The sequence below is a fragment of the Rahnella aquatilis CIP 78.65 = ATCC 33071 genome (assembly GCF_000241955.1).
Taxonomy (GTDB): domain Bacteria; phylum Pseudomonadota; class Gammaproteobacteria; order Enterobacterales; family Enterobacteriaceae; genus Rahnella; species Rahnella aquatilis.
The window spans coordinates 3,387,880-3,406,865 of sequence record NC_016818.1 but is presented as its reverse complement, the minus strand read 5'-3'; the positions used below and the strand labels follow the sequence as shown (position 1 = coordinate 3,406,865).

16 protein-coding genes are annotated in these 18,986 nt (G+C 54.0%); 14 read left to right on the top strand and 2 right to left on the bottom strand.

Annotated elements, in window-relative coordinates:
- Nucleotides 1-9 precede the first annotated feature (9 nt).
- A complete protein-coding gene (locus RAHAQ2_RS15420) occupies nt 10-753 on the top strand; it encodes a type 2 GTP cyclohydrolase I (RefSeq protein WP_015698124.1) in 744 nt (247 codons plus the stop codon).
- Here the strand turns inward: RAHAQ2_RS15420 and RAHAQ2_RS15415 are convergent.
- Nucleotides 750-2,132, bottom strand: coding sequence for an MFS transporter (locus RAHAQ2_RS15415; protein WP_414811657.1), 1,383 nt, complete (start codon nt 2,130-2,132; stop codon nt 750-752). The genes RAHAQ2_RS15420 and RAHAQ2_RS15415 overlap by 4 nt on opposite strands.
- A 276-nt stretch (nt 2,133-2,408) precedes the next feature.
- Between RAHAQ2_RS15415 and pxpB the strand changes: the two genes are divergently transcribed.
- From pxpB to nei, 5 genes are read left to right on the top strand one after another with little or no spacing between them, the layout of a single operon-like run.
- The gene (gene pxpB / locus RAHAQ2_RS15410; RefSeq protein ID WP_015698122.1) at nt 2,409-3,074 is read left to right on the top strand and encodes a 5-oxoprolinase subunit PxpB; all 666 of its coding nucleotides are present in this window, start codon (nt 2,409-2,411) and stop codon (nt 3,072-3,074) included.
- Nucleotides 3,068-3,997 (top strand): 5-oxoprolinase subunit PxpC, encoded by a 930-nt coding sequence (pxpC, locus tag RAHAQ2_RS15405; protein ID WP_015698121.1) that lies wholly within the window; start codon nt 3,068-3,070, stop codon nt 3,995-3,997. Before pxpB ends, pxpC begins: the two co-directional genes overlap by 7 nt.
- Entirely contained in the window at nt 3,987-4,724 is a 738-nt protein-coding gene (pxpA, locus tag RAHAQ2_RS15400; protein ID WP_015698120.1) for a 5-oxoprolinase subunit PxpA, read from the top strand. The genes pxpC and pxpA overlap by 11 nt, the downstream gene beginning before the upstream one ends.
- 25 nt (nt 4,725-4,749) lie before the next feature.
- Nucleotides 4,750-5,400 carry a pyroglutamyl-peptidase I gene (gene pcp, locus RAHAQ2_RS15395; RefSeq protein WP_015698119.1) on the top strand — a complete coding sequence of 217 codons (651 nt, stop codon included), beginning with the start codon at nt 4,750-4,752 and terminating at the stop codon, nt 5,398-5,400.
- Nucleotides 5,400-6,194 (top strand): endonuclease VIII, encoded by a 795-nt coding sequence (gene nei, locus RAHAQ2_RS15390; protein WP_015698118.1) that lies wholly within the window; start codon nt 5,400-5,402, stop codon nt 6,192-6,194. Before pcp ends, nei begins: the two co-directional genes overlap by 1 nt.
- Nucleotides 6,195-6,255: 61 nt before the next feature.
- On the opposite strand, the gene RAHAQ2_RS15385 is transcribed toward nei, so the two are convergent.
- The gene (locus RAHAQ2_RS15385; RefSeq protein ID WP_015698117.1) at nt 6,256-7,539 is read right to left on the bottom strand and encodes a citrate synthase; all 1,284 of its coding nucleotides are present in this window, start codon (nt 7,537-7,539) and stop codon (nt 6,256-6,258) included.
- A gap of 870 nt (nt 7,540-8,409) precedes the next feature.
- Between RAHAQ2_RS15385 and sdhC the strand changes: the two genes are divergently transcribed.
- The 8 genes from sdhC to sucD all read left to right on the top strand — a co-directional run bounded on the left by sdhC (nt 8,410) and on the right by sucD (nt 18,268).
- Nucleotides 8,410-8,799: a succinate dehydrogenase cytochrome b556 subunit gene (gene sdhC / locus RAHAQ2_RS15380; RefSeq protein ID WP_015698116.1), complete on the top strand. Its 390-nt coding sequence runs from the start codon at nt 8,410-8,412 to the stop codon at nt 8,797-8,799.
- Nucleotides 8,793-9,140 (top strand): succinate dehydrogenase membrane anchor subunit, encoded by a 348-nt coding sequence (gene sdhD / locus RAHAQ2_RS15375; RefSeq protein ID WP_013576442.1) that lies wholly within the window; start codon nt 8,793-8,795, stop codon nt 9,138-9,140. The genes sdhC and sdhD overlap by 7 nt, the downstream gene beginning before the upstream one ends.
- A 3-nt stretch (nt 9,141-9,143) precedes the next feature.
- The gene (gene sdhA / locus RAHAQ2_RS15370) at nt 9,144-10,910 is read left to right on the top strand and encodes a succinate dehydrogenase flavoprotein subunit (RefSeq protein WP_015698115.1); all 1,767 of its coding nucleotides are present in this window, start codon (nt 9,144-9,146) and stop codon (nt 10,908-10,910) included.
- A 19-nt stretch (nt 10,911-10,929) separates the two neighbouring features.
- Entirely contained in the window at nt 10,930-11,646 is a 717-nt protein-coding gene (locus tag RAHAQ2_RS15365) for a succinate dehydrogenase iron-sulfur subunit (RefSeq protein ID WP_015698114.1), read from the top strand.
- 400 nt (nt 11,647-12,046) lie between these two features.
- A complete protein-coding gene (gene sucA, locus RAHAQ2_RS15360) occupies nt 12,047-14,854 on the top strand; it encodes a 2-oxoglutarate dehydrogenase E1 component (protein WP_015698113.1) in 2,808 nt (935 codons plus the stop codon).
- 45 nt (nt 14,855-14,899) lie between these two features.
- Complete coding sequence (gene odhB / locus RAHAQ2_RS15355) at nt 14,900-16,129, top strand: 2-oxoglutarate dehydrogenase complex dihydrolipoyllysine-residue succinyltransferase (RefSeq protein WP_015698112.1); 1,230 nt, start codon at nt 14,900-14,902, stop codon at nt 16,127-16,129.
- A 100-nt stretch (nt 16,130-16,229) separates the two neighbouring features.
- Entirely contained in the window at nt 16,230-17,396 is a 1,167-nt protein-coding gene (gene sucC / locus RAHAQ2_RS15350) for an ADP-forming succinate--CoA ligase subunit beta (protein WP_013576437.1), read from the top strand.
- A complete protein-coding gene (gene sucD, locus RAHAQ2_RS15345) occupies nt 17,396-18,268 on the top strand; it encodes a succinate--CoA ligase subunit alpha (RefSeq protein ID WP_013576436.1) in 873 nt (290 codons plus the stop codon). The genes sucC and sucD overlap by 1 nt, the downstream gene beginning before the upstream one ends.
- Nucleotides 18,269-18,986 lie beyond the last annotated feature (718 nt).

The following is an 18,986-nucleotide window of genomic DNA, read 5'->3' as shown; positions in this document are numbered from 1 at the left end:
AGAAACGCCATGAACAACCTCCAGCTTGAAAAGCTGATTAACCAGAAACTGGATATCAGCAACTACAAAGATTACGCACCGAACGGATTGCAGGTCGAAGGACGTCGTGAAGTGCAGCGTGTCGTGACCGGCGTGACGGCGTCGCAGGATCTGCTGGATGCCGCGATTGCTGTCGAAGCCGATGCGGTTCTGGTGCATCACGGTTATTTCTGGAAAGACGAACCGGCTGAAATTCGCGGCATGAAGCGTAACCGTCTTAAGACGTTGCTGGCAACGGATACCAATATGTACGCCTACCATCTGCCGCTGGACGGTCATCCGGAGCTGGGGAATAACGCGCAACTGGCGAAACTGTTCGGTATTACCGTGCAGGGGGAAATTGCCGTGCTGTTGCCGTGGGGTGAGCTGGAAAAACCACTGACCGGCGAAGAATTCCGCCAGCGCATTGAAGTGACGCTGGATCGCAACGTGCTGCACAGTTCACAGAATGCACCTGCCGAAATCCGTCGCGTGGCATGGTGTTCCGGTGGCGGTCAGGGCTACATTCAGAAAGCCGCAGAATTTGGCGTCGATGCCTTTATCAGCGGCGAAGTGTCTGAACAAACCATTCATATTGCCCGTGAAATGGGTCTGCATTTCTTTGCCGCAGGCCATCACGCCACCGAACGTTATGGCGTGAAAGCGCTGGGCGAATGGCTGGCAGCGGAACACGGGTTAGACGTCATGTTCATCGACATCGACAATCCTGCCTAATTTTTCTTTTCGCCAGTCTCTTCAGAAACGCTGTCTTCCAGCAGGGTAAATGCCCGCTGTAATCCGGTATCCACTTCAGGGTCAGCGCCCTGTGGTGGATACTTACTCTCATCTTCTTCCTCAGCGACTTCGCTTTCTTCAACCTGCGGTTCCACCACATTTTCCGGGGCGGGCATGGTTTCCTGAATCATCTGCTCGTCAAACGCCGGGTTCAGGGCAGGCGAGAGCGGGGAACTGCTCAGGCTGTCTGGCATGGCGATGTGCGGAACCGGCGCATCGGTTGCCATTTGCATTTCCTCTTCTTTCTTCGACGTGCGACTCAGCGCCACAATCCCAATACCGCACAGCGCGAAAAAGGCGTAAAGAATGTTGCCGCCCAACGGCTCGATCAGCGCACCGACCGCCAGCGGGCCGATACAGGCACCGACGCCAAAGGCCATCAGCAGACAGGCTGAAAGCGAGACGCGGCGTTCCGGTTCGATCATGTCATTGGCGAGCGCGACGATCAGCGGGTACAGCGTGAACTGCATCAGGCTGACGACAAAACCAATGGCGAGTAACAGCGGGAATGAAATATGGCTGAACAACGCCAGCGGCAGGGCGGTAACGGCCAGCAGGATAGCGTTTATGCGCATCAGCATGTTGCGGTTATAGCGGTCAGACAGCCAACTGAGCGGGAACTGTGCCAGCAGCCCGGCGAAAATCGCCAGCGCCATAAACAGACCAGTTTGCTGTGTCGTCAGCGCTTGCTGACTGGTGTAAATCGGTGCCATGCCGTAAAACGAGCCAACGACCATGCCGATGACCAGTGTAATCGCCAGCACTTTCGGGATCGCGCCGATAAAGAATTTCAGCTCCATCGGTGCCGGAGACATATGGCCGACGTTGGTACGTGTGGTCAGCGCAATCGGCACCAGACACAGGGCGAAACACAAGGCGATAACGATAAGCGTACTGACGCCTAAATCGCTGCTGAGCATCAGTACGACCTGACCGAGTGCCATCCCGAGATAAGACGCCACCATGTAAAAGCCAAATACCACGCCGCGCTGGCTGGATTCGGCCTGATCGTTGAGCCAGCTTTCCAGCACCATATATTGCACCATCATGCATAAGCCGATGATCAGGCGCAGCACCACCCAGACCGGGATAATGTCAGTCAGGCCATGGCCCAGCACGGCGGCGGTGATGATGCCGGAGCAGGAAACGTAGGCGCGAATATGGCCGACGCGGGCGATCAGGATATGGCCGACTTTGCCGCCGATAACCAGCCCGATGTAGTTAGCTGCGATGATCGCCCCGATCATCGCGCCGCTGACATGAATAGCGGAAAGACGCAGGGAAATGTAAGTCGTCAGCAGGCCGGAGCCCAGTAACATCAGTAATGTCGTGGTGTAGAGCGGAAAAAAGAGCGCTAATGGTTTTCTCACAGGCCATCCCTATTGTGTAACGAAGGCGTTATCCAAACGCTAAAAAAACAGCAACGTTTCTGAGAGTAGCAGTTGCAGGCGACGGGCGAAACCTCAGTGTCCCGCGCAAAGGGGCAGATGAGTTGACATCAGCACTCTGTTTCACGCATAACTGATAACAAATCTCACGCTATTGATTCGATGAATAACCCGATGATCCACAACCCTTCTTTAAGGAGTGTCTGAGTGCAACGAGCACGATGTTACCTGCTGGGCGAACGCGCGGTAGTGCTGGAACTTGAACCCCCGGTGTCACTGGCAAGCCAGCAGCGGATCTGGGGACTGACGCAACGTTTACAGGATCGCGCCGTGTATCCGGGCGTGCGTGAAGTCATTCCCGGTATGAATAATCTGACGGTATTACTCTGTGAGGCGCAAAGTTCGGCGCTGGATGCGATTGAGCGTCTGCAAAACTGGTGGGAAGAAAGCGAAGCCATTGAGCCGGGATCGCGGCGGATTGAAATTCCGGTGATTTACGGCGGTAAGCTGGGGCCGGATTTAGACAATGTGGCGCGCCATACCGGCATGACGCCGCGTCAGGTGGTGGAATGCCATGCAGGTGCTGATTACACCGTCTATTTTCTCGGCTTCCAGCCCGGTTTCCCTTATCTGGGGGGCATGCCGGAGCAACTTGCCACGCCACGTCACGGCGAGCCGCGCCTGTCGGTGCCTGCGGGCTCGGTTGGCATTGGCGGTAGTCAGACCGGTATTTACCCTCTCGCGACGCCGGGTGGCTGGCAACTGATCGGCCAGACGCCAATGGCGATGTTTGATCCGCTGCGGGAACCGCCGACATTATTGCTGCCGGGCGACAGCGTGCGCTTTGTGCCACAGAAGGAGGGCGTATGCTGAAGGTTTTACGCGCCGGGATGTTGTCCACGGTGCAGGATTTAGGCCGCAACGGTTACCGCCAGCAGGGCGTGAGTCAGTCCGGCGCGCTGGATGCCCCGGCGTTGCGTATCGCCAACCTGCTGGTCGGCAACGATGAAAATGCCGCCGGGCTGGAAATTACCCTCGGACAATTCAGTGCCGGGTTTCACCGCGAGGGCTGGATCGCGCTGACCGGTGCCGGTTGCCACGCGCAGCTTGATGGCAAAGAGCTGTGGACCGGCTGGTGTTATGAAGTGAAACCGGGGCAGGTGCTGACCCTGAAAATGCCCACCCGCGGCATGCGTAGCTATCTGGCGGTTTCCGGCGGCATTGATGTGCCGCAAGTCATGGGGTCGCGCAGTACCGATCTGAAAGCCAAATTTGGCGGCTTCCACGGGCGTCCGTTGCAGGACGGTGACACGCTTCCCACCGGCGACTCGTACCCGCAGCCCCACAAATCCACGGGCATTAAACAATTGCTTTTCGGCAATCGCATTCGGGCATTGCCGGGGCCGGAGTATCAGGAATTCAGCGAGAAGTCGCGTGAGGAATTCTGGCGCGCCGCCTGGCAGCTGAGCCCGCAAAGTAACCGTATGGGATACCGTCTGCACGGTCATACGCTAAAACGCGAAACTGACCGAGAAATGCTGTCGCACGGCTTATTGCCGGGCGTGGTGCAGGTGCCGCACGGGGGCCAGCCGATTGTGCTGATGGCCGATGCCCAGACCACCGGCGGCTATCCGCGTATTGCCTGTGTCATTGAGGCGGATTTGTATAATCTGGCGCAAATCCGGCTGGGCGAACCGGTTCATTTCATCAAATGCACACCGGAAGACGCGCAGAAAGCCTTGCGTGAGCAATCGCTCTTTATCGAACAGATTAAACGGGGGCTGCATGGTCGTTGATCTTAATGCCGATTTAGGCGAAGGCTGTGGGAATGACGAGGCGCTGTTGCAGCTTGTCAGTTCAGCCAATATTGCCTGCGGATTTCATGCCGGTGATGCGCAGACCATGCAGCAATGCGTGCGCGGGGCGCTGAAATACGGCGTGGCGATTGGCGCGCACCCCGGTTTTCCGGATCGCGAAAATTTTGGCCGCACCGCCATGCAACTACCGCCCGAAACGGTGTATGCGCAGGTGGTATATCAGCTGGGTGCACTGGCCGCCATCACCCGTGCCGAAGGCGGAAATATGGTGCATGTGAAGCCACATGGCATGCTGTACAACCAGGCCGCGACCAATGCCGTGCTGGCGGATGCTATCGCCCGTGCGGTGCAGGCAGTGGACCCGGCATTACGACTGGTCGGGCTGGCGGGCAGCGAATTAATTCGTGCCGGTGAACGTCTGGGTTTGCAAACCCGTCAGGAGGTGTTTGCTGACCGGCGATATCAGAACAACGGTACGCTGGTGCCACGTACTCAGCCGGATGCGATGATCGAAAGCGATGAGCTGGCGGTCGATCAGACACTGTCGATGATACAGCAACAGAAAGTGCTCAGCCGCGAAGGCGTCTGGGTGCCCGTTAAAGCAGACACTGTCTGTTTACATGGTGATGGTGAGCATGCACTGACGTTTGCCCGCCGGTTGAGGCGCGCGTTTGTTGAACAGGATATTCAGATCAGCGCAGGCTGATTTTTGCAGAATCTGAGGAGTACCTATGCGTAAAGTTTTAGTCACCGGTTTTGAGCCTTTTGGCGGCGAGCGCGTTAATCCGTCATGGGAAGTGGTAAAGCAACTGGGCGATCTGGAATTGTCGGGTGCGCAGATTGTGGTTCGCCAGTTGCCGTGCGTGTTCGGCAAAGCCATTGATGCACTGAATACGGCGATCGATGAAGTGCTGCCTGAAATGGTTGTCTGCGTCGGACAGGCCGGTGGCCGCACGGATTTCAGTATCGAACGCGTGGCGATCAACGTCGATGATGCGCGTATTCCTGATAACGACGGCAATCAGCCGGTGGATGAAACGATTATCAGCGATGGCCCGGCGGCGTATTTCTCTTCCCTGCCGATCAAGACGATTGTTAACGGATTACGCGAGTCGGGGATCCCGGCATCGGTGTCGCAAACCGCCGGTACCTACGTCTGTAACCATGTGATGTACGGTCTGATGCACCGTCTGGCGCAGCCTGCCTGCAAAGTGGTGAAGGGCGGTTTTATCCACATACCTTATCTGCCGGAACAGGCCGCGCATCATCCGGGCGCGCCAAGTATGTCAGTACATACTGTCCTGAACGCCCTTGAACTGACTATCGCCATCGCATTGCACACGGAACAGGATTTAAAAATTGCTGAGGGTGCGACTCACTGATGCCTGAAGGTCCTGAAATTCGCCGTGCTGCTGATCTGCTGGCTGCTGCGGTAGTGAATAAGCCCCTGACGGATGTCTGGTTTGCGTTTCCGGCGCTGAAACCTTATCAGTCAGCGCTCAGGGGCACGAAAATCACGTCAATTGAAACACGCGGAAAAGCGCTGCTGACGCACTTTTCCAACGGTCTGACGCTCTACAGCCACAATCAGCTTTACGGTGTCTGGCGGGTGGTGAATGCCGGTGACGTGGCGCAAGAAACCCAACGCTCGTTGCGGGTAAAGCTGGAAACCACAGACGCGGCGATCCTGCTGTACAGCGCGTCCGAGATCAGTATTTACGATACGGCGGACATTGAAAATCATCCGTTCCTGCAACGTATCGGCCCGGATGTGCTGGATGAGTGGCTGACCGTCGCGCAGGTCCGTGAGCGGTTACTTTCGCCTAAATTTTGCAATCGCCAGTTAGGCGGAATGTTGCTGGATCAGGCATTTCTGGCGGGGCTGGGTAATTATCTGCGGTCGGAAATTCTCTGGCTGGCGAAACTGCTGCCGGATCATAAACCCAAAGAGCTGAACGAAACGGAACGGGATGCGCTGGCCGATGCCTGTTTGTCGGTTGCGCGCTTGTCATATGCCACACGCGGCACGATGGATGAAAATGTGCATCACGGTGCGCTGTTTCGCTTCAAAGTGTTTGGCCGCACAGGGCTGCCGTGCGAGCGTTGCGGCGATCCGATCATGAAAACCAGCGTGTCATCGCGACCGTTCTTCTGGTGTCCGGTGTGTCAGGTATAGCAAACGCACCAAATTGAAAAGGCTCCCGCAGGAGCCTTTTTGTCATCCATGAAAAGAAAGATTATTTTTTCAGCTGAGAGTGGAAATCGCGCTTGTCATAGCCGGTATAAAGCTGGCGAGGACGGGCAATTTTGATGCCTTCCTGATGCATTTCGCTCCAGTGAGCAATCCAGCCGACAGTACGTGCCATCGCGAAGATCACGGTGAACATGGAAGACGGGATACCCATCGCTTTCAGGATGATGCCGGAGTAGAAATCGACGTTCGGGTACAATTTCTTCTCGATGAAGTACGGGTCGTTCAGCGCAATGTGCTCAAGCTCCATCGCCACTTCCAGCAGGTTGTCTTTCAGATCCAGCTCTTTGAGCACTTCATGACAGGTTTCACGCATCACGGTCGCGCGCGGGTCGTAATTTTTGTAAACACGGTGACCAAAGCCCATCAGGCGGAAGGAATCATTCTTGTCTTTAGCACGTTTCACGAATTCAGGGATGTGATCAACGCTGCTGATTTCTTCCAGCATTTTCAGTGCAGCTTCGTTCGCGCCGCCGTGAGCCGGTCCCCACAGGGACGCGATACCCGCAGCAATACAGGCAAACGGATTAGCGCCGGAAGAACCGGCGGTACGCACGGTGGAGGTAGAGGCGTTTTGCTCGTGGTCAGCGTGCAGGATCAGAATACGATCCATCGCGCGTTCCAGAATCGGGTTCACTTTGTATTCTTCACACGGGGTGGCGAACATCATGTGCAGGAAGTTACCGGCATAGGACAGGTCATTGCGCGGATATACAAACGGCTGGCCGATAGAATATTTGTAACACATGGCGGCGACGGTCGGCATTTTGGACAGCAGACGGTAAGCGGCGATTTCACGGTGACGTTCGTTTTCTACGTCGATCGAGTCGTGATAAAACGCGGCCAGTGCGCCGGTCACGCCACACAGCACAGCCATCGGATGAGAGTCGCGACGGAAGCCGTGGAACAGACGGGTGATTTGCTCATGCACCATGGTGTGACGGGTGACATTGGTTTTGAACTCATCGTACTGTTTCTGAGTCGGCACTTCGCCGTTCAGCAGCAGGTAGCTCACTTCAAGGAAAGTGGACTCTTGTGCCAGCTGGTCAATCGGGAAACCACGGTGCAGCAGAACGCCTTCGTCACCGTCGATATAGGTGATTTTGGACTCGCAGGATGCAGTAGAGGTGAAACCGGGGTCATAAGTGAAAAGACCTTTAGAACCGAGGGTGCGGATATCGATTTCATCCTGGCCCAGTGTGCCGGACAGCACGTTAAGTTCAATCGGGTCGTGACCTTGTAGGGTAAGTGTCGCTTTCTTATCAGCCATTTACAGTCTCCTTAGCGCCTTATTTTTAAAAATCAGTAACAACAGAAATGCCTGGAAGCGACGCCTTGTAAGGTCATTATTATTGTCAGCCTTAGCTCTGCGATCGAATGGGAAGGGAACGTAGAGCTGAGTCGAAGTGCAGTCTCAGACTGCTCTGTGACAAACAAGCGGCGTTTCATCGTTGTTAACGATTCGGTAAATCATTACTGTTCTGTCGCTCAGTACCGGTGAAGAGTATGAGGATTTACACAATCACCACTTTTGCATAACTTGAGCCATCAGGGAAGACCCCGCATGCGATTGTGTGATCCGCTGATTCTTCAGAAACTTTCACCATTTTGGTGCGTGAAGGCGAAGCCGGTATGTGCTCAGTATCACAGTCCTATAGGGATAGCTCATTTGTAATGGAAATGTTGATCAAATGTCAAACCAGATAATTTATTTTGTGTCTTTTATGAAAAGTGAGAGATAACTCACTGTTTCAGAGAAATGTGAATAAAGCATTTGTAGGGCAATTGTAATAAGAATGTGATCAACCTATACTCCTGCAAGGTCTCCGGGCAATCCGAAGTAGGAGCACCCAGCATCATTTTCTTCGCCCTTTACGTTACGGCTACGAAAATACGTTCATCGCGCCTTTTAAGCACACTGGATGTCGTCCTTTGAGCGCGAAAACTGATGAGCTTTAGCTCAGCTTTCCAAAGTAATTGGTGTTGTGGGAAGGCGGCAAGCAACCGAATCCCTGTGAGCTGACATAGGTCAGTGAGTAGGGTGAGCGCGCGCAGCCAACGCACCCACAGCGACAAGAACGAAGGAAAGGGTGCTGTCTGACATACTGCTCCGGACCGGAGGGAAAATAATAAGAGCTGTGTGGGCAAAACCGTGAAAAAACAAAGACCTGTCAATCTGGATCTGCAAACGATCCGGTTTCCTGTTACTGCGATAGCGTCCATCTTACACCGAGTCTCTGGCGTAATTACCTTCGTCGCCGTCGGTATCCTCCTCTGGCTGTTAGGCCTGTCTCTCTCTTCTCCTGAAGGGTTTGCACATGCTGCCGCCATCATGAATAGCTTCTTCGTCAAATTCATCTTTTGGGGAATACTCACTGCGCTGGCCTATCACGTTTGCGGTGGCATCCGCCATCTGCTGATGGATTTTGGCTATATCGAAGAGAGTTTGGCTGCCGGTACCCGTTCTGCCCAGGTGGCAATCGGTCTGACCGTCGTGCTGTCAATTCTGGCTGGAGTTCTCGTATGGTAAGCAACGTTTCTGCGTTAGGGCGCAATGGTGTGCACGACTGGCTGTTACTGCGTGCTTCCGCCATTATCCTCACTCTGTACATCCTCTATATTCTGGGCTTCGTGGTTCTGGCTCAGGAACTGACATTTGATGTCTGGCATGGCTTCTTCTCTTCCTCCATCACCAAAGTATTCACACTGCTGGCGCTGCTCTCAATTCTGATACACGCGTGGATCGGCATGTGGCAGGTGTTAACGGACTATGTGAAACCGCTGGCTGTCCGACTGATGCTGCAACTGGCTATCGTCGTGGTGTTAGTGGTTTACCTACTTTACGGAACAATTGTTGTTTGGGGAGCGTAGTAAATGAATCTGCCAGTCAGAGAGTTTGATGCTGTCGTCATCGGTGCAGGTGGCGCCGGTATGCGTGCCGCGTTACAGATTTCACAAATGGGGCTGTCTTGCGCCCTGATTTCAAAAGTCTTCCCGACCCGCTCCCATACGGTGTCCGCGCAGGGCGGTATTACCGTTGCGCTGGGTAACACCCATGAGGATGACTGGGAATGGCATATGTACGACACCGTAAAAGGTTCCGACTATATCGGTGACCAGGACGCCATTGAATATATGTGTAAAACCGGGCCGGAAGCGATTCTGGAACTCGAACACATGGGGCTGCCTTTCTCCCGTCTTGAAGACGGCCGTATTTATCAGCGTCCGTTTGGCGGCCAGTCGAAGAACTTCGGCGGCGAGCAGGCGGCACGTACCGCAGCAGCAGCCGACCGTACCGGTCATGCCTTGCTGCACACGCTGTACCAGCAAAACCTGAAAAACGGCACCACGATTTTCTCCGAATGGTATTCACTGGATTTAGTGAAAAACCAGGACGGCGCGATCGTCGGCTGTACCGCAATCTGCATTGAAACCGGTGAAGTGGTGTACTTCAAAGCCAAAGCCACTGTGCTGGCGACCGGCGGTGCAGGGCGTATTTACCAGTCCACTACCAACGCCCACATTAATACCGGTGACGGTGTCGGCATGGCGCTGCGTGCAGGCGTGCCGGTGCAGGACATGGAAATGTGGCAGTTCCACCCGACCGGTATCGCCGGTGCAGGGGTGCTGGTGACAGAAGGCTGTCGTGGTGAAGGCGGTTATCTGCTCAATAAAGACGGCGAACGTTTCATGGAACGTTATGCGCCGAATGCCAAGGACCTGGCGGGTCGTGACGTGGTGGCGCGTTCCATCATGATCGAAATCCGTGAAGGCCGTGGTTGTGAAGGTCCGTGGGGCCCGCACGCCAAACTCAAACTTGATCATCTGGGTAAAGACGTTCTGGAATCCCGCCTGCCGGGTATTCTTGAACTGTCGCGTACCTTCGCACACGTCGATCCGGTGAAAGAGCCGATCCCGGTTATCCCGACCTGCCATTACATGATGGGCGGTATTCCGACTAAGGTGACCGGCCAGGCGCTGCGTGTTAACGCACAGGGCCAGGACGAAGTGATCCCGGGCCTGTTCGCGGTGGGTGAAATTGCCTGCGTATCGGTACATGGCGCTAACCGTCTTGGCGGTAACTCACTGCTGGATCTGGTGGTGTTTGGCCGTGCAGCGGGTATGCATCTGCAGGAATCCATCGCAGAGCAGGGCGACAGCCGTGATGCGTCTCAGGATGATATCGATGTGTCTCTGGCACGTCTGAACCGCTGGAACAACACCCGTTCAGGTGAAGATCCGGTGGCTATCCGTAAAGACCTGCAATCGTGCATGCAGAACAACTTCTCGGTATTCCGTGAAGGTGATGCGATGGCGAAAGGTCTGGAAGAGCTGAAAGTGATCCGCGAGCGTCTGAAATCTGCCCGTCTGGATGATACGTCCTCAGAGTTCAATACCCAGCGCGTTGAGTGTCTGGAGCTGGATAATCTGATGGAAACCGCGTTCTCCACCGCCGTCTCCGCAAACTACCGCACCGAAAGCCGTGGCGCACACAGCCGCTTCGACTTCCCTGAGCGTGATGATGCGAACTGGTTGTGCCACACGCTGTATCAGCCGGAAACAGAAAGCATGACCCGCCGTGAGGTGAACATGCAGCCTAAGCTTCGCGCGGCGTTCCCGCCGAAAGCGCGTACTTACTAGGGCGGAGCGGAGACAAATTATGAAAATTGAATTTTCGATTTATCGCTACAACCCGGATGTCGATGATGTGCCGTACATGAAAGATTATGTGCTGGAAGCCAAAGAAGGGCGCGACATGATGTTGCTCGACGCGCTGATTTTGCTGAAAGAACAGGATCCGACGCTGTCTTTCCGCCGCTCATGCCGTGAAGGCGTTTGCGGGTCAGATGGCGTTAACATGAACGGTAAAAACGGTCTGGCGTGTATCACGCCCGTCTCGACACTGCGTAACGGCAGCAAGAAAATTGTTATCCGTCCGTTGCCCGGGTTACCGGTTGTCCGTGACCTTGTAGTAGACATGGGACAATTCTATAAGCAGTATGAGAAGATTAAGCCTTACTTATTGAATGATGGGAAAAATCCTCCGGCGCGTGAGCATTTACAGATGCCGGATGACCGCGAAAAGCTGGACGGATTGTACGAATGTATTCTCTGCGCCTGCTGCTCAACGTCCTGTCCGTCCTTCTGGTGGAATCCGGACAAGTTTGTCGGACCGGCGGGCCTTCTGGCCGCTTACCGTTTCCTGATCGACAGCCGCGATACCGAAACACAATCGCGCCTCGACGATCTGGATGATGCTTTCAGCGTATTCCGCTGCCACAGCATCATGAACTGTGTGAGTGTATGTCCGAAGGGGCTGAACCCGACCAAGGCTATCGGCCATATCAAATCGATGCTGCTACAACGCGGTGCCTGATTGATAAGCCACGCACAGCGGGAACTCAGGTTCCCGCTGTTATTTCGTTATCACCGGCTTTTCGCTTTCTTTAGTTACAAATGTGGTAACTGAGGCGGCGATAGCAAATAATTAAATTTTTAATAACAAAGTAGCAACAAGTGCAACAAAGTTGCGCCTGACTGGAGTAAGATAGCCGGGTCAAAATCAGGGAGTTAGAGAAAAGCTGAAAAGCAGCAGAAACAAGCAGGGTAACTTCAAAAATCAGTCACGCGCATGGCGGATTTCTGAAGGTTCCTTGAAGAGCCAAACGCTCAACCAACGAACTGTTTTAGTATGGAAAACCGTTTTACCGCGGTGTATCACGGTCAATATTATTAACCACGGCGAAAACTAAAGCTTCAAAGCTTAAGGGATCACGATGCAGAACGGCGCAATGAAGGCCTGGCTGGATTCCTCCTATCTGGCGGGTGCAAACCAGTCTTACATAGAGCAACTCTATGAAGACTACTTAACCGATCCTGGTTCCGTTGACGATAGCTGGCGTTCGATTTTTAAACAGCTACCAACAGTGGGTGTGAAACCAGAGCAACTCCATTCTCAAACTCGGGACTACTTCCGCCGCCTGGCGAAAGACGCGTCACGTTATAACTCCTCCATCAGCGATCCGCAAACGGATGCCAAGCAAGTTAAGGTGCTGCAGTTAATCAACGCCTTCCGCTTCCGTGGCCATCAGAACGCGAACCTTGATCCCCTCGGCCTGTGGAAACTGGACGACGTGCCTGATCTGGATCCGGCGTTCCACCATCTGACTGAAGCTGATTTCCAGGAAACCTTCAACGTCGGTTCATTTGCCATCGGCAAGGAAACCATGCAGCTCGGCGAGCTGTATAAAGCCCTGAAGCAAACCTACTGTGGTTCGATTGGTGCGGAATACATGCACATCACCAATACCGAAGAGAAACGCTGGATCCAACAGCGTATCGAATCCGTGGCGGGCCGGGCGAGCTTCACTCTGGATGAGAAGAAAACGTTCCTCAAAGAGCTGACCGCAGCAGAAGGTCTGGAGCGTTATCTGGGCGCGAAATTCCCCGGTGCAAAACGCTTCTCACTCGAAGGCGGCGATGCGCTGGTGCCGATGCTGAAAGAAATGATCCGTCATGCTGGCAAAAACGGCACACGCGAAGTCGTGCTGGGTATGGCGCACCGTGGTCGTCTGAACGTGCTGATCAACGTGCTGGGCAAAAAGCCGCAGGACCTGTTCGACGAATTCTCCGGCAAGCATAAAGAACATCTGGGTACCGGTGACGTGAAATACCACATGGGTTATTCGTCTGATGTGGAAACCGAAGGCGGTATGGTTCACCTGGCGCTGGCGTTTAACCCGTCGCACCTGGAAATCGTCAGCCCGGTAGTCATCGGTTCTGTGCGTGCCCGTCGTGATCGTCTGGACGAAGCGCGCAGCAACATGGTTCTGCCTATCACCATTCACGGTGATGCGGCGATTACCGGTCAGGGTGTGGTGCAGGAAACCCTGAACATGTCGCTGGCACGCGGTTATGAAGTGGGCGGTACCGTGCGTATCGTCATCAATAACCAGGTGGGTTTCACCACCTCGAATCCAAAAGATGCGCGTTCTACCGATTACTGTACCGATATTGCAAAAATGGTGCAGGCACCGATTTTCCACGTCAATGCCGATGACCCTGAAGCGGTGGCTTTCGTGACCCGCCTGGCATTGGATTTCCGTAACACCTTTAAACGTGACGTCATGATCGATCTGGTTTGCTACCGTCGCCACGGCCATAACGAGGCCGACGAACCGAGCGCAACCCAGCCGCTGATGTACAACAAGATCAAGAAACACCCGACGCCACGCAAGATTTACGCTGATGTCCTGACTGAGCAAAACGTAGCCAGTCTCGAAGATGCCACGGAAATGGTCAACCTGTACCGCGATGCGCTGGATGCCGGTGAATGCGTAGTGGAAGAGTGGCGTCAGAATGACATGCACACTTTCACCTGGTCACCGTATCTGAATCATGAGTGGGACGAGCCTTACCCGAACAAAGTCGAGCTGAAACGTCTGCAGGAACTGGCGCGTCGCGTCAGCCATGTGCCGGATGCGATCGAAATGCAGTCACGCGTTGCCAAGATTTATGGCGACCGTAACGAGATGGCCGAAGGGAACAAGAAATTCGACTGGGGCGGCGCAGAAAACCTGGCCTACGCTACGCTGGTAGATGAAGGTATTCCGATCCGTCTGTCCGGTGAAGATACCGGCCGCGGGACTTTCTTCCACCGCCATGCCGTGATCCACAACCAGAAAAACGGTTCCGTGTACGTGCCGCTGGCCAATATTCATAACAGCCAGGGCGAATTCAACGTCTGGGATTCCGTGCTTTCCGAAGAAGCGGTGCTGGCCTTTGAATACGGTTACGCGACTGCTGAACCACGCACCCTGACGATCTGGGAAGCGCAGTTTGGTGACTTCGCCAACGGTGCACAGGTAGTTATCGACCAGTTCATCAGTTCCGGCGAACAGAAATGGGGCCGCATGTGTGGTCTGGTGATGTTGCTGCCGCACGGCTACGAAGGGCAGGGGCCGGAGCACTCCTCCGCGCGTCTGGAACGTTATCTGCAACTTTGCGCTGAGCAAAACATGCAGGTATGTATCCCGTCTACCCCGGCGCAGGTTTACCACATGATCCGTCGTCAGGCACTGCGCGGTATGCGCCGTCCGCTGATCGTGATGTCACCGAAGTCTCTGTTGCGTCATCCTCTGGCGGTTTCTACGCTTGATGAGTTGGCTAACGGCAGCTTCCTGCCAGCGATTGGTGAAGTCGACGAACTGGAACCGAAACAGGTTAAGCGCGTGGTGATGTGCTCCGGTAAGGTGTATTACGACCTGCTGGAACAGCGTCGCAAAAACGAGCAAACCGATGTGGCGATTGTCCGCATCGAGCAGCTTTATCCGTTCCCGCACAAGGCAATTCAGGAAGTGCTTGAGAAATTCTCACACGTTCATGATTTCGTCTGGTGTCAGGAAGAGCCGCTGAATCAGGGCGCGTGGTATTGCAGCCAGCACAATTTCCGTGAAGTGATTCCTTTCGGGGCTTCTTTACGTTACGCAGGACGTCCGGCCTCTGCTTCCCCGGCAGTGGGTTACATGTCCGTTCACCAGAAGCAACAGCAAGATCTGGTTAACGATGCGCTGAACGTTAAATAACGCGTTGGCGTGAGTTAACACTATGGAACATAAGAAGGATTTATAATGAGTAGCGTAGATATTCTGGTCCCTGACCTTCCTGAATCCGTTGCGGATGCGACGGTTGCCACCTGGCACAAAAAGCCGGGCGACAGTGTTGAGCGTGACGATGTACTGGTAGAAATTGAAACCGATAAAGTGGTTCTGGAAGTGCCGGCAAGTGAAGCCGGTATTCTGGACAGCATTATCGAAGACGAAGGTGCGACGGTGATTTCCCGTCAGATCCTGGCGCGTATCCGTCCGGGTAACAGCAGCGGTAAGCCAAGCACTGAGAAAAGCTCCGATAAAGAAGCGACTCCTGCGGCACGCCACACAGCAGCACTGGAAGAAGAGAATAACGACGCACTCAGCCCGGCGATCCGCCGTCTGATTGCAGAACATTCTCTCGATGCCAGCGCGATTAAAGGCAGCGGTGTCGGCGGTCGTCTGACCCGTGAAGATATCGAACAGCATCTGGCGAAAGCCAAAGACGCTAAGCCAGCCGCAGCACCTGCGGCGGCTCCGGCTGCCACCAGCGCCGCACCGGCTCTGGGTTCACGTAGCGAAAAACGTGTACCGATGACCCGTCTGCGTAAACGCGTTGCTGAGCGTTTGCTTGAAGCGAAAAACAGCACGGCGATGCTGACCACTTTCAACGAAATCAACATGAAGCCCATCATGGATCTGCGTAAGCAGTACGGTGATGGTTTCGAAAAACGTCACGGCGTGCGTCTGGGTTTCATGTCTTTCTATCTGAAAGCCGTGGTTGAAGCGCTGAAACGCTACCCGGAAGTCAATGCCTCTATTGACGGCGATGATGTGGTTTACCACAACTATTTCGATGTCAGCATTGCGGTTTCTACGCCACGCGGTCTGGTGACCCCGGTTCTGCGTGATGTCGATACGCTGGGCATGGCGGATATCGAGAAGCAAATCAAAGAGCTGGCGATCAAAGGCCGTGACGGCAAACTGAAAGTGGAAGAACTGACCGGTGGTAACTTTACTGTAACCAACGGCGGTGTCTTCGGTTCCCTGATGTCCACGCCGATCATCAACCCGCCACAGAGCGCGATCCTGGGCATGCATGCCATTAAAGATCGCCCGATGGCAGTCAATGGTCAGGTGGTGATTTTGCCAATGATGTATCTGGCACTGTCATACGATCACCGTCTGGTTGATGGCCGCGAATCCGTCGGCTTCCTGGTGACCATTAAAGAGATGCTGGAAGATCCGGCTCGTCTGCTGCTGGACGTCTAGTCCCGGTACAGCGAAAGATTAGAGATCGAAAAATCTGCGGCACAGCTCGCTGTGCCCTGATAAGCCTTCCTACTTACCGAATAAGAATGGATAGAACATCATGAATTTACACGAGTATCAGGCGAAACAGCTGTTCCTGCGCTACGGCCTGCCAGCACCAACGGGCTTCGCCTGTTCCACCCCGCGTGAAGCGGAAGAGGCTGCATCGAAAATCGGTGCCGGTCCGTGGGTGGTGAAATGTCAGGTTCATGCCGGTGGCCGCGGTAAAGCGGGCGGCGTGAAAGTGGTTAAAAGCAAAGAAGAAATCCGTGCTTTTGCTGAGCACTGGCTGGGCAAACGTCTGGTGACTTATCAGACAGACGCCAGCGGTCAGCCGGTTAACCAGATCCTGGTTGAAGCGGCAACGGATATCGATCAGGAACTGTACCTCGGTGCGGTTGTGGATCGCAGCTCCCGTCGCGTGGTGTTCATGGCCTCTACCGAAGGCGGCGTGGAAATCGAGAAAGTGGCGGAAGAAACCCCGCACCTGATCCACAAAGTTGCGCTTGATCCGCTGGCAGGTCCGCAGCCGTATCAGGGCCGCGAACTGGCTTTCAAACTGGGTCTGACCGGTAAGCAGGTTCAGCAGTTCACTAAGATCTTCATGGGTCTGGCGAACATCTTCCTTGAGCGCGATCTGGCGCTGATCGAAATCAACCCGCTGGTAGTGACTACCGCTGGCGACCTGATCTGTCTCGACGGCAAACTGGGTGCGGACGGCAACGCCTTGTTCCGTCAGCCAGAATTGCGTGAAATGCGCGATTACAGCCAGGAAGATGCCCGTGAGTCTCAGGCAGCGCAGTGGGAACTGAACTATGTTGCCCTCGACGGTAACATTGGTTGCATGGTGAACGGTGCCGGTCTGGCAATGGGTACCATGGATATCGTGAAACTGCACGGCGGTGAACCGGCTAACTTCCTCGATGTGGGCGGTGGCGCAACCAAAGAACGTGTGACCGAAGCCTTCAAAATCATCCTGTCCGATGAAAAAGTCAAAGCCGTCTTCGTCAACATCTTCGGCGGTATCGTACGTTGCGACCTGATCGCCGATGGTATCATCGGTGCGGTGGAAGAAGTGGGCGTCAGCGTGCCGGTTGTGGTGCGTCTTGAAGGTAATAATGCCGAGCTGGGTGCCAAAAAACTGGCAGACAGCGGTTTGAACATCATTGCAGCGACCAGCCTGACGAATGCGGCTCAACAAGTTGTCGCGGCAGTGGAGGGGAAATAATGTCGATTTTAATCAACAAGAACACCAAAGTTATCTGCCAGGGTTTCACCGGTAGCCAGGGGACTTTCCACTCCGAACAAGCCATTGCTTACGGTACCAAAATGGTCGGCGGCGTCACGCCGGGCAAAGGCGGCACCGAACATCTGGGTCTGCCCGTGTTCAATACCGTGCGTGAAGCGGTAGAAACCACCGGCGCAACCGCGTCTGTGATTTATGTTCCGGCACCGTTCTGTAAAGATTCCATTCTGGAAGCGCTGGATGCAGGCATCAAACTGATCATCTGTATCACTGAAGGCATCCCGACGCTGGATATGCTGGTGGTTAAAGTGAAACTGGATCAAAGCGACGCGGTGATGATCGGGCCAAACTGTCCGGGCGTGATCACGCCGGGCGAATGCAAAATCGGCATCATGCCAGGCCACATTCATCTGCCGGGCAAAGTGGGTATTGTTTCCCGCTCAGGTACGCTGACGTATGAAGCCGTGAAACAGACCACTGACTACGGCTACGGCCAGTCGACCTGCGTTGGTATCGGCGGTGACCCGATCCCGGGCTCTAACTTCATCGATATCCTGAAGCTGTTCCAGGAAGATCCGCAGACTGAAGTGATCGTGATGATCGGTGAAATCGGCGGTAACGCTGAAGAAGAAGCCGCAGCCTACATCAAAGCACACGTGACCAAACCGGTTGTGGGCTATATCGCGGGTGTGACGGCGCCTAAAGGCAAACGTATGGGCCATGCTGGTGCCATCATTGCGGGTGGTAAAGGCACTGCTGATGAGAAATTTGCAGCGCTGGAAGCGGCAGGCGTTAAAACCGTTCGCAGCCTGGCCGATATCGGCGAAGCCGTGAAATCATTGCTTCCGCAATAAGTATTACACTACCCGCACCGGTAAAATTAGGGTGCGGGTTAAGTCGATTTATTAAAGAAAAAGATTCGACATGTTGGCCGCCTTCGGGTGGCCTTTTTTATTTTAAGCTAAATAGTTAACATTCACTGAATTGAGCTATATTTATTAACACAGCACGATAGGTTCATTGGAAATAAAAGGTTAATAATTGGATTTAAGAAGGTAGCGAATTAGATATTTATGGCAACCATAAAAGTACAATTAATTAACATCCGGGCTCCCATTAAAGCTCAATGAAACCAAAAGTTAACATCCTGAAATCTTTTTTTAGAAATCAATAGAGATATTATAGAAATAAACAAGGAGATAAGCTTAAATTGCGGCAGATCAATTACAGGGATTTTCACTGTTTTGTTCTTAAATTGACCTGTACACGGAAATCCGCTTTGGGTCACTAAAAAACCTATTTAATGTGTGGGATTACTGGCGTAACATATTGGTCCTGTAACATCCGTTTTTTGTATGATGACTTTTTCCCGTGATTTTGCCCGTTCATCAGCCTGTTGCAGGCCCGCTGCTCGCGCTTTTTCCGGACTCAGAATGTCTGGTCGACGGTTTTACTCAACCGGGCGCTGACATTTTTTTTACACACATTTGAATATTGGTAGTCATGAGGCGTTCCGGCAACCGGTTCGTCAAAGATCGCAATTTGGGGTCTTCCTCCGAGGAGCAAGGGGTC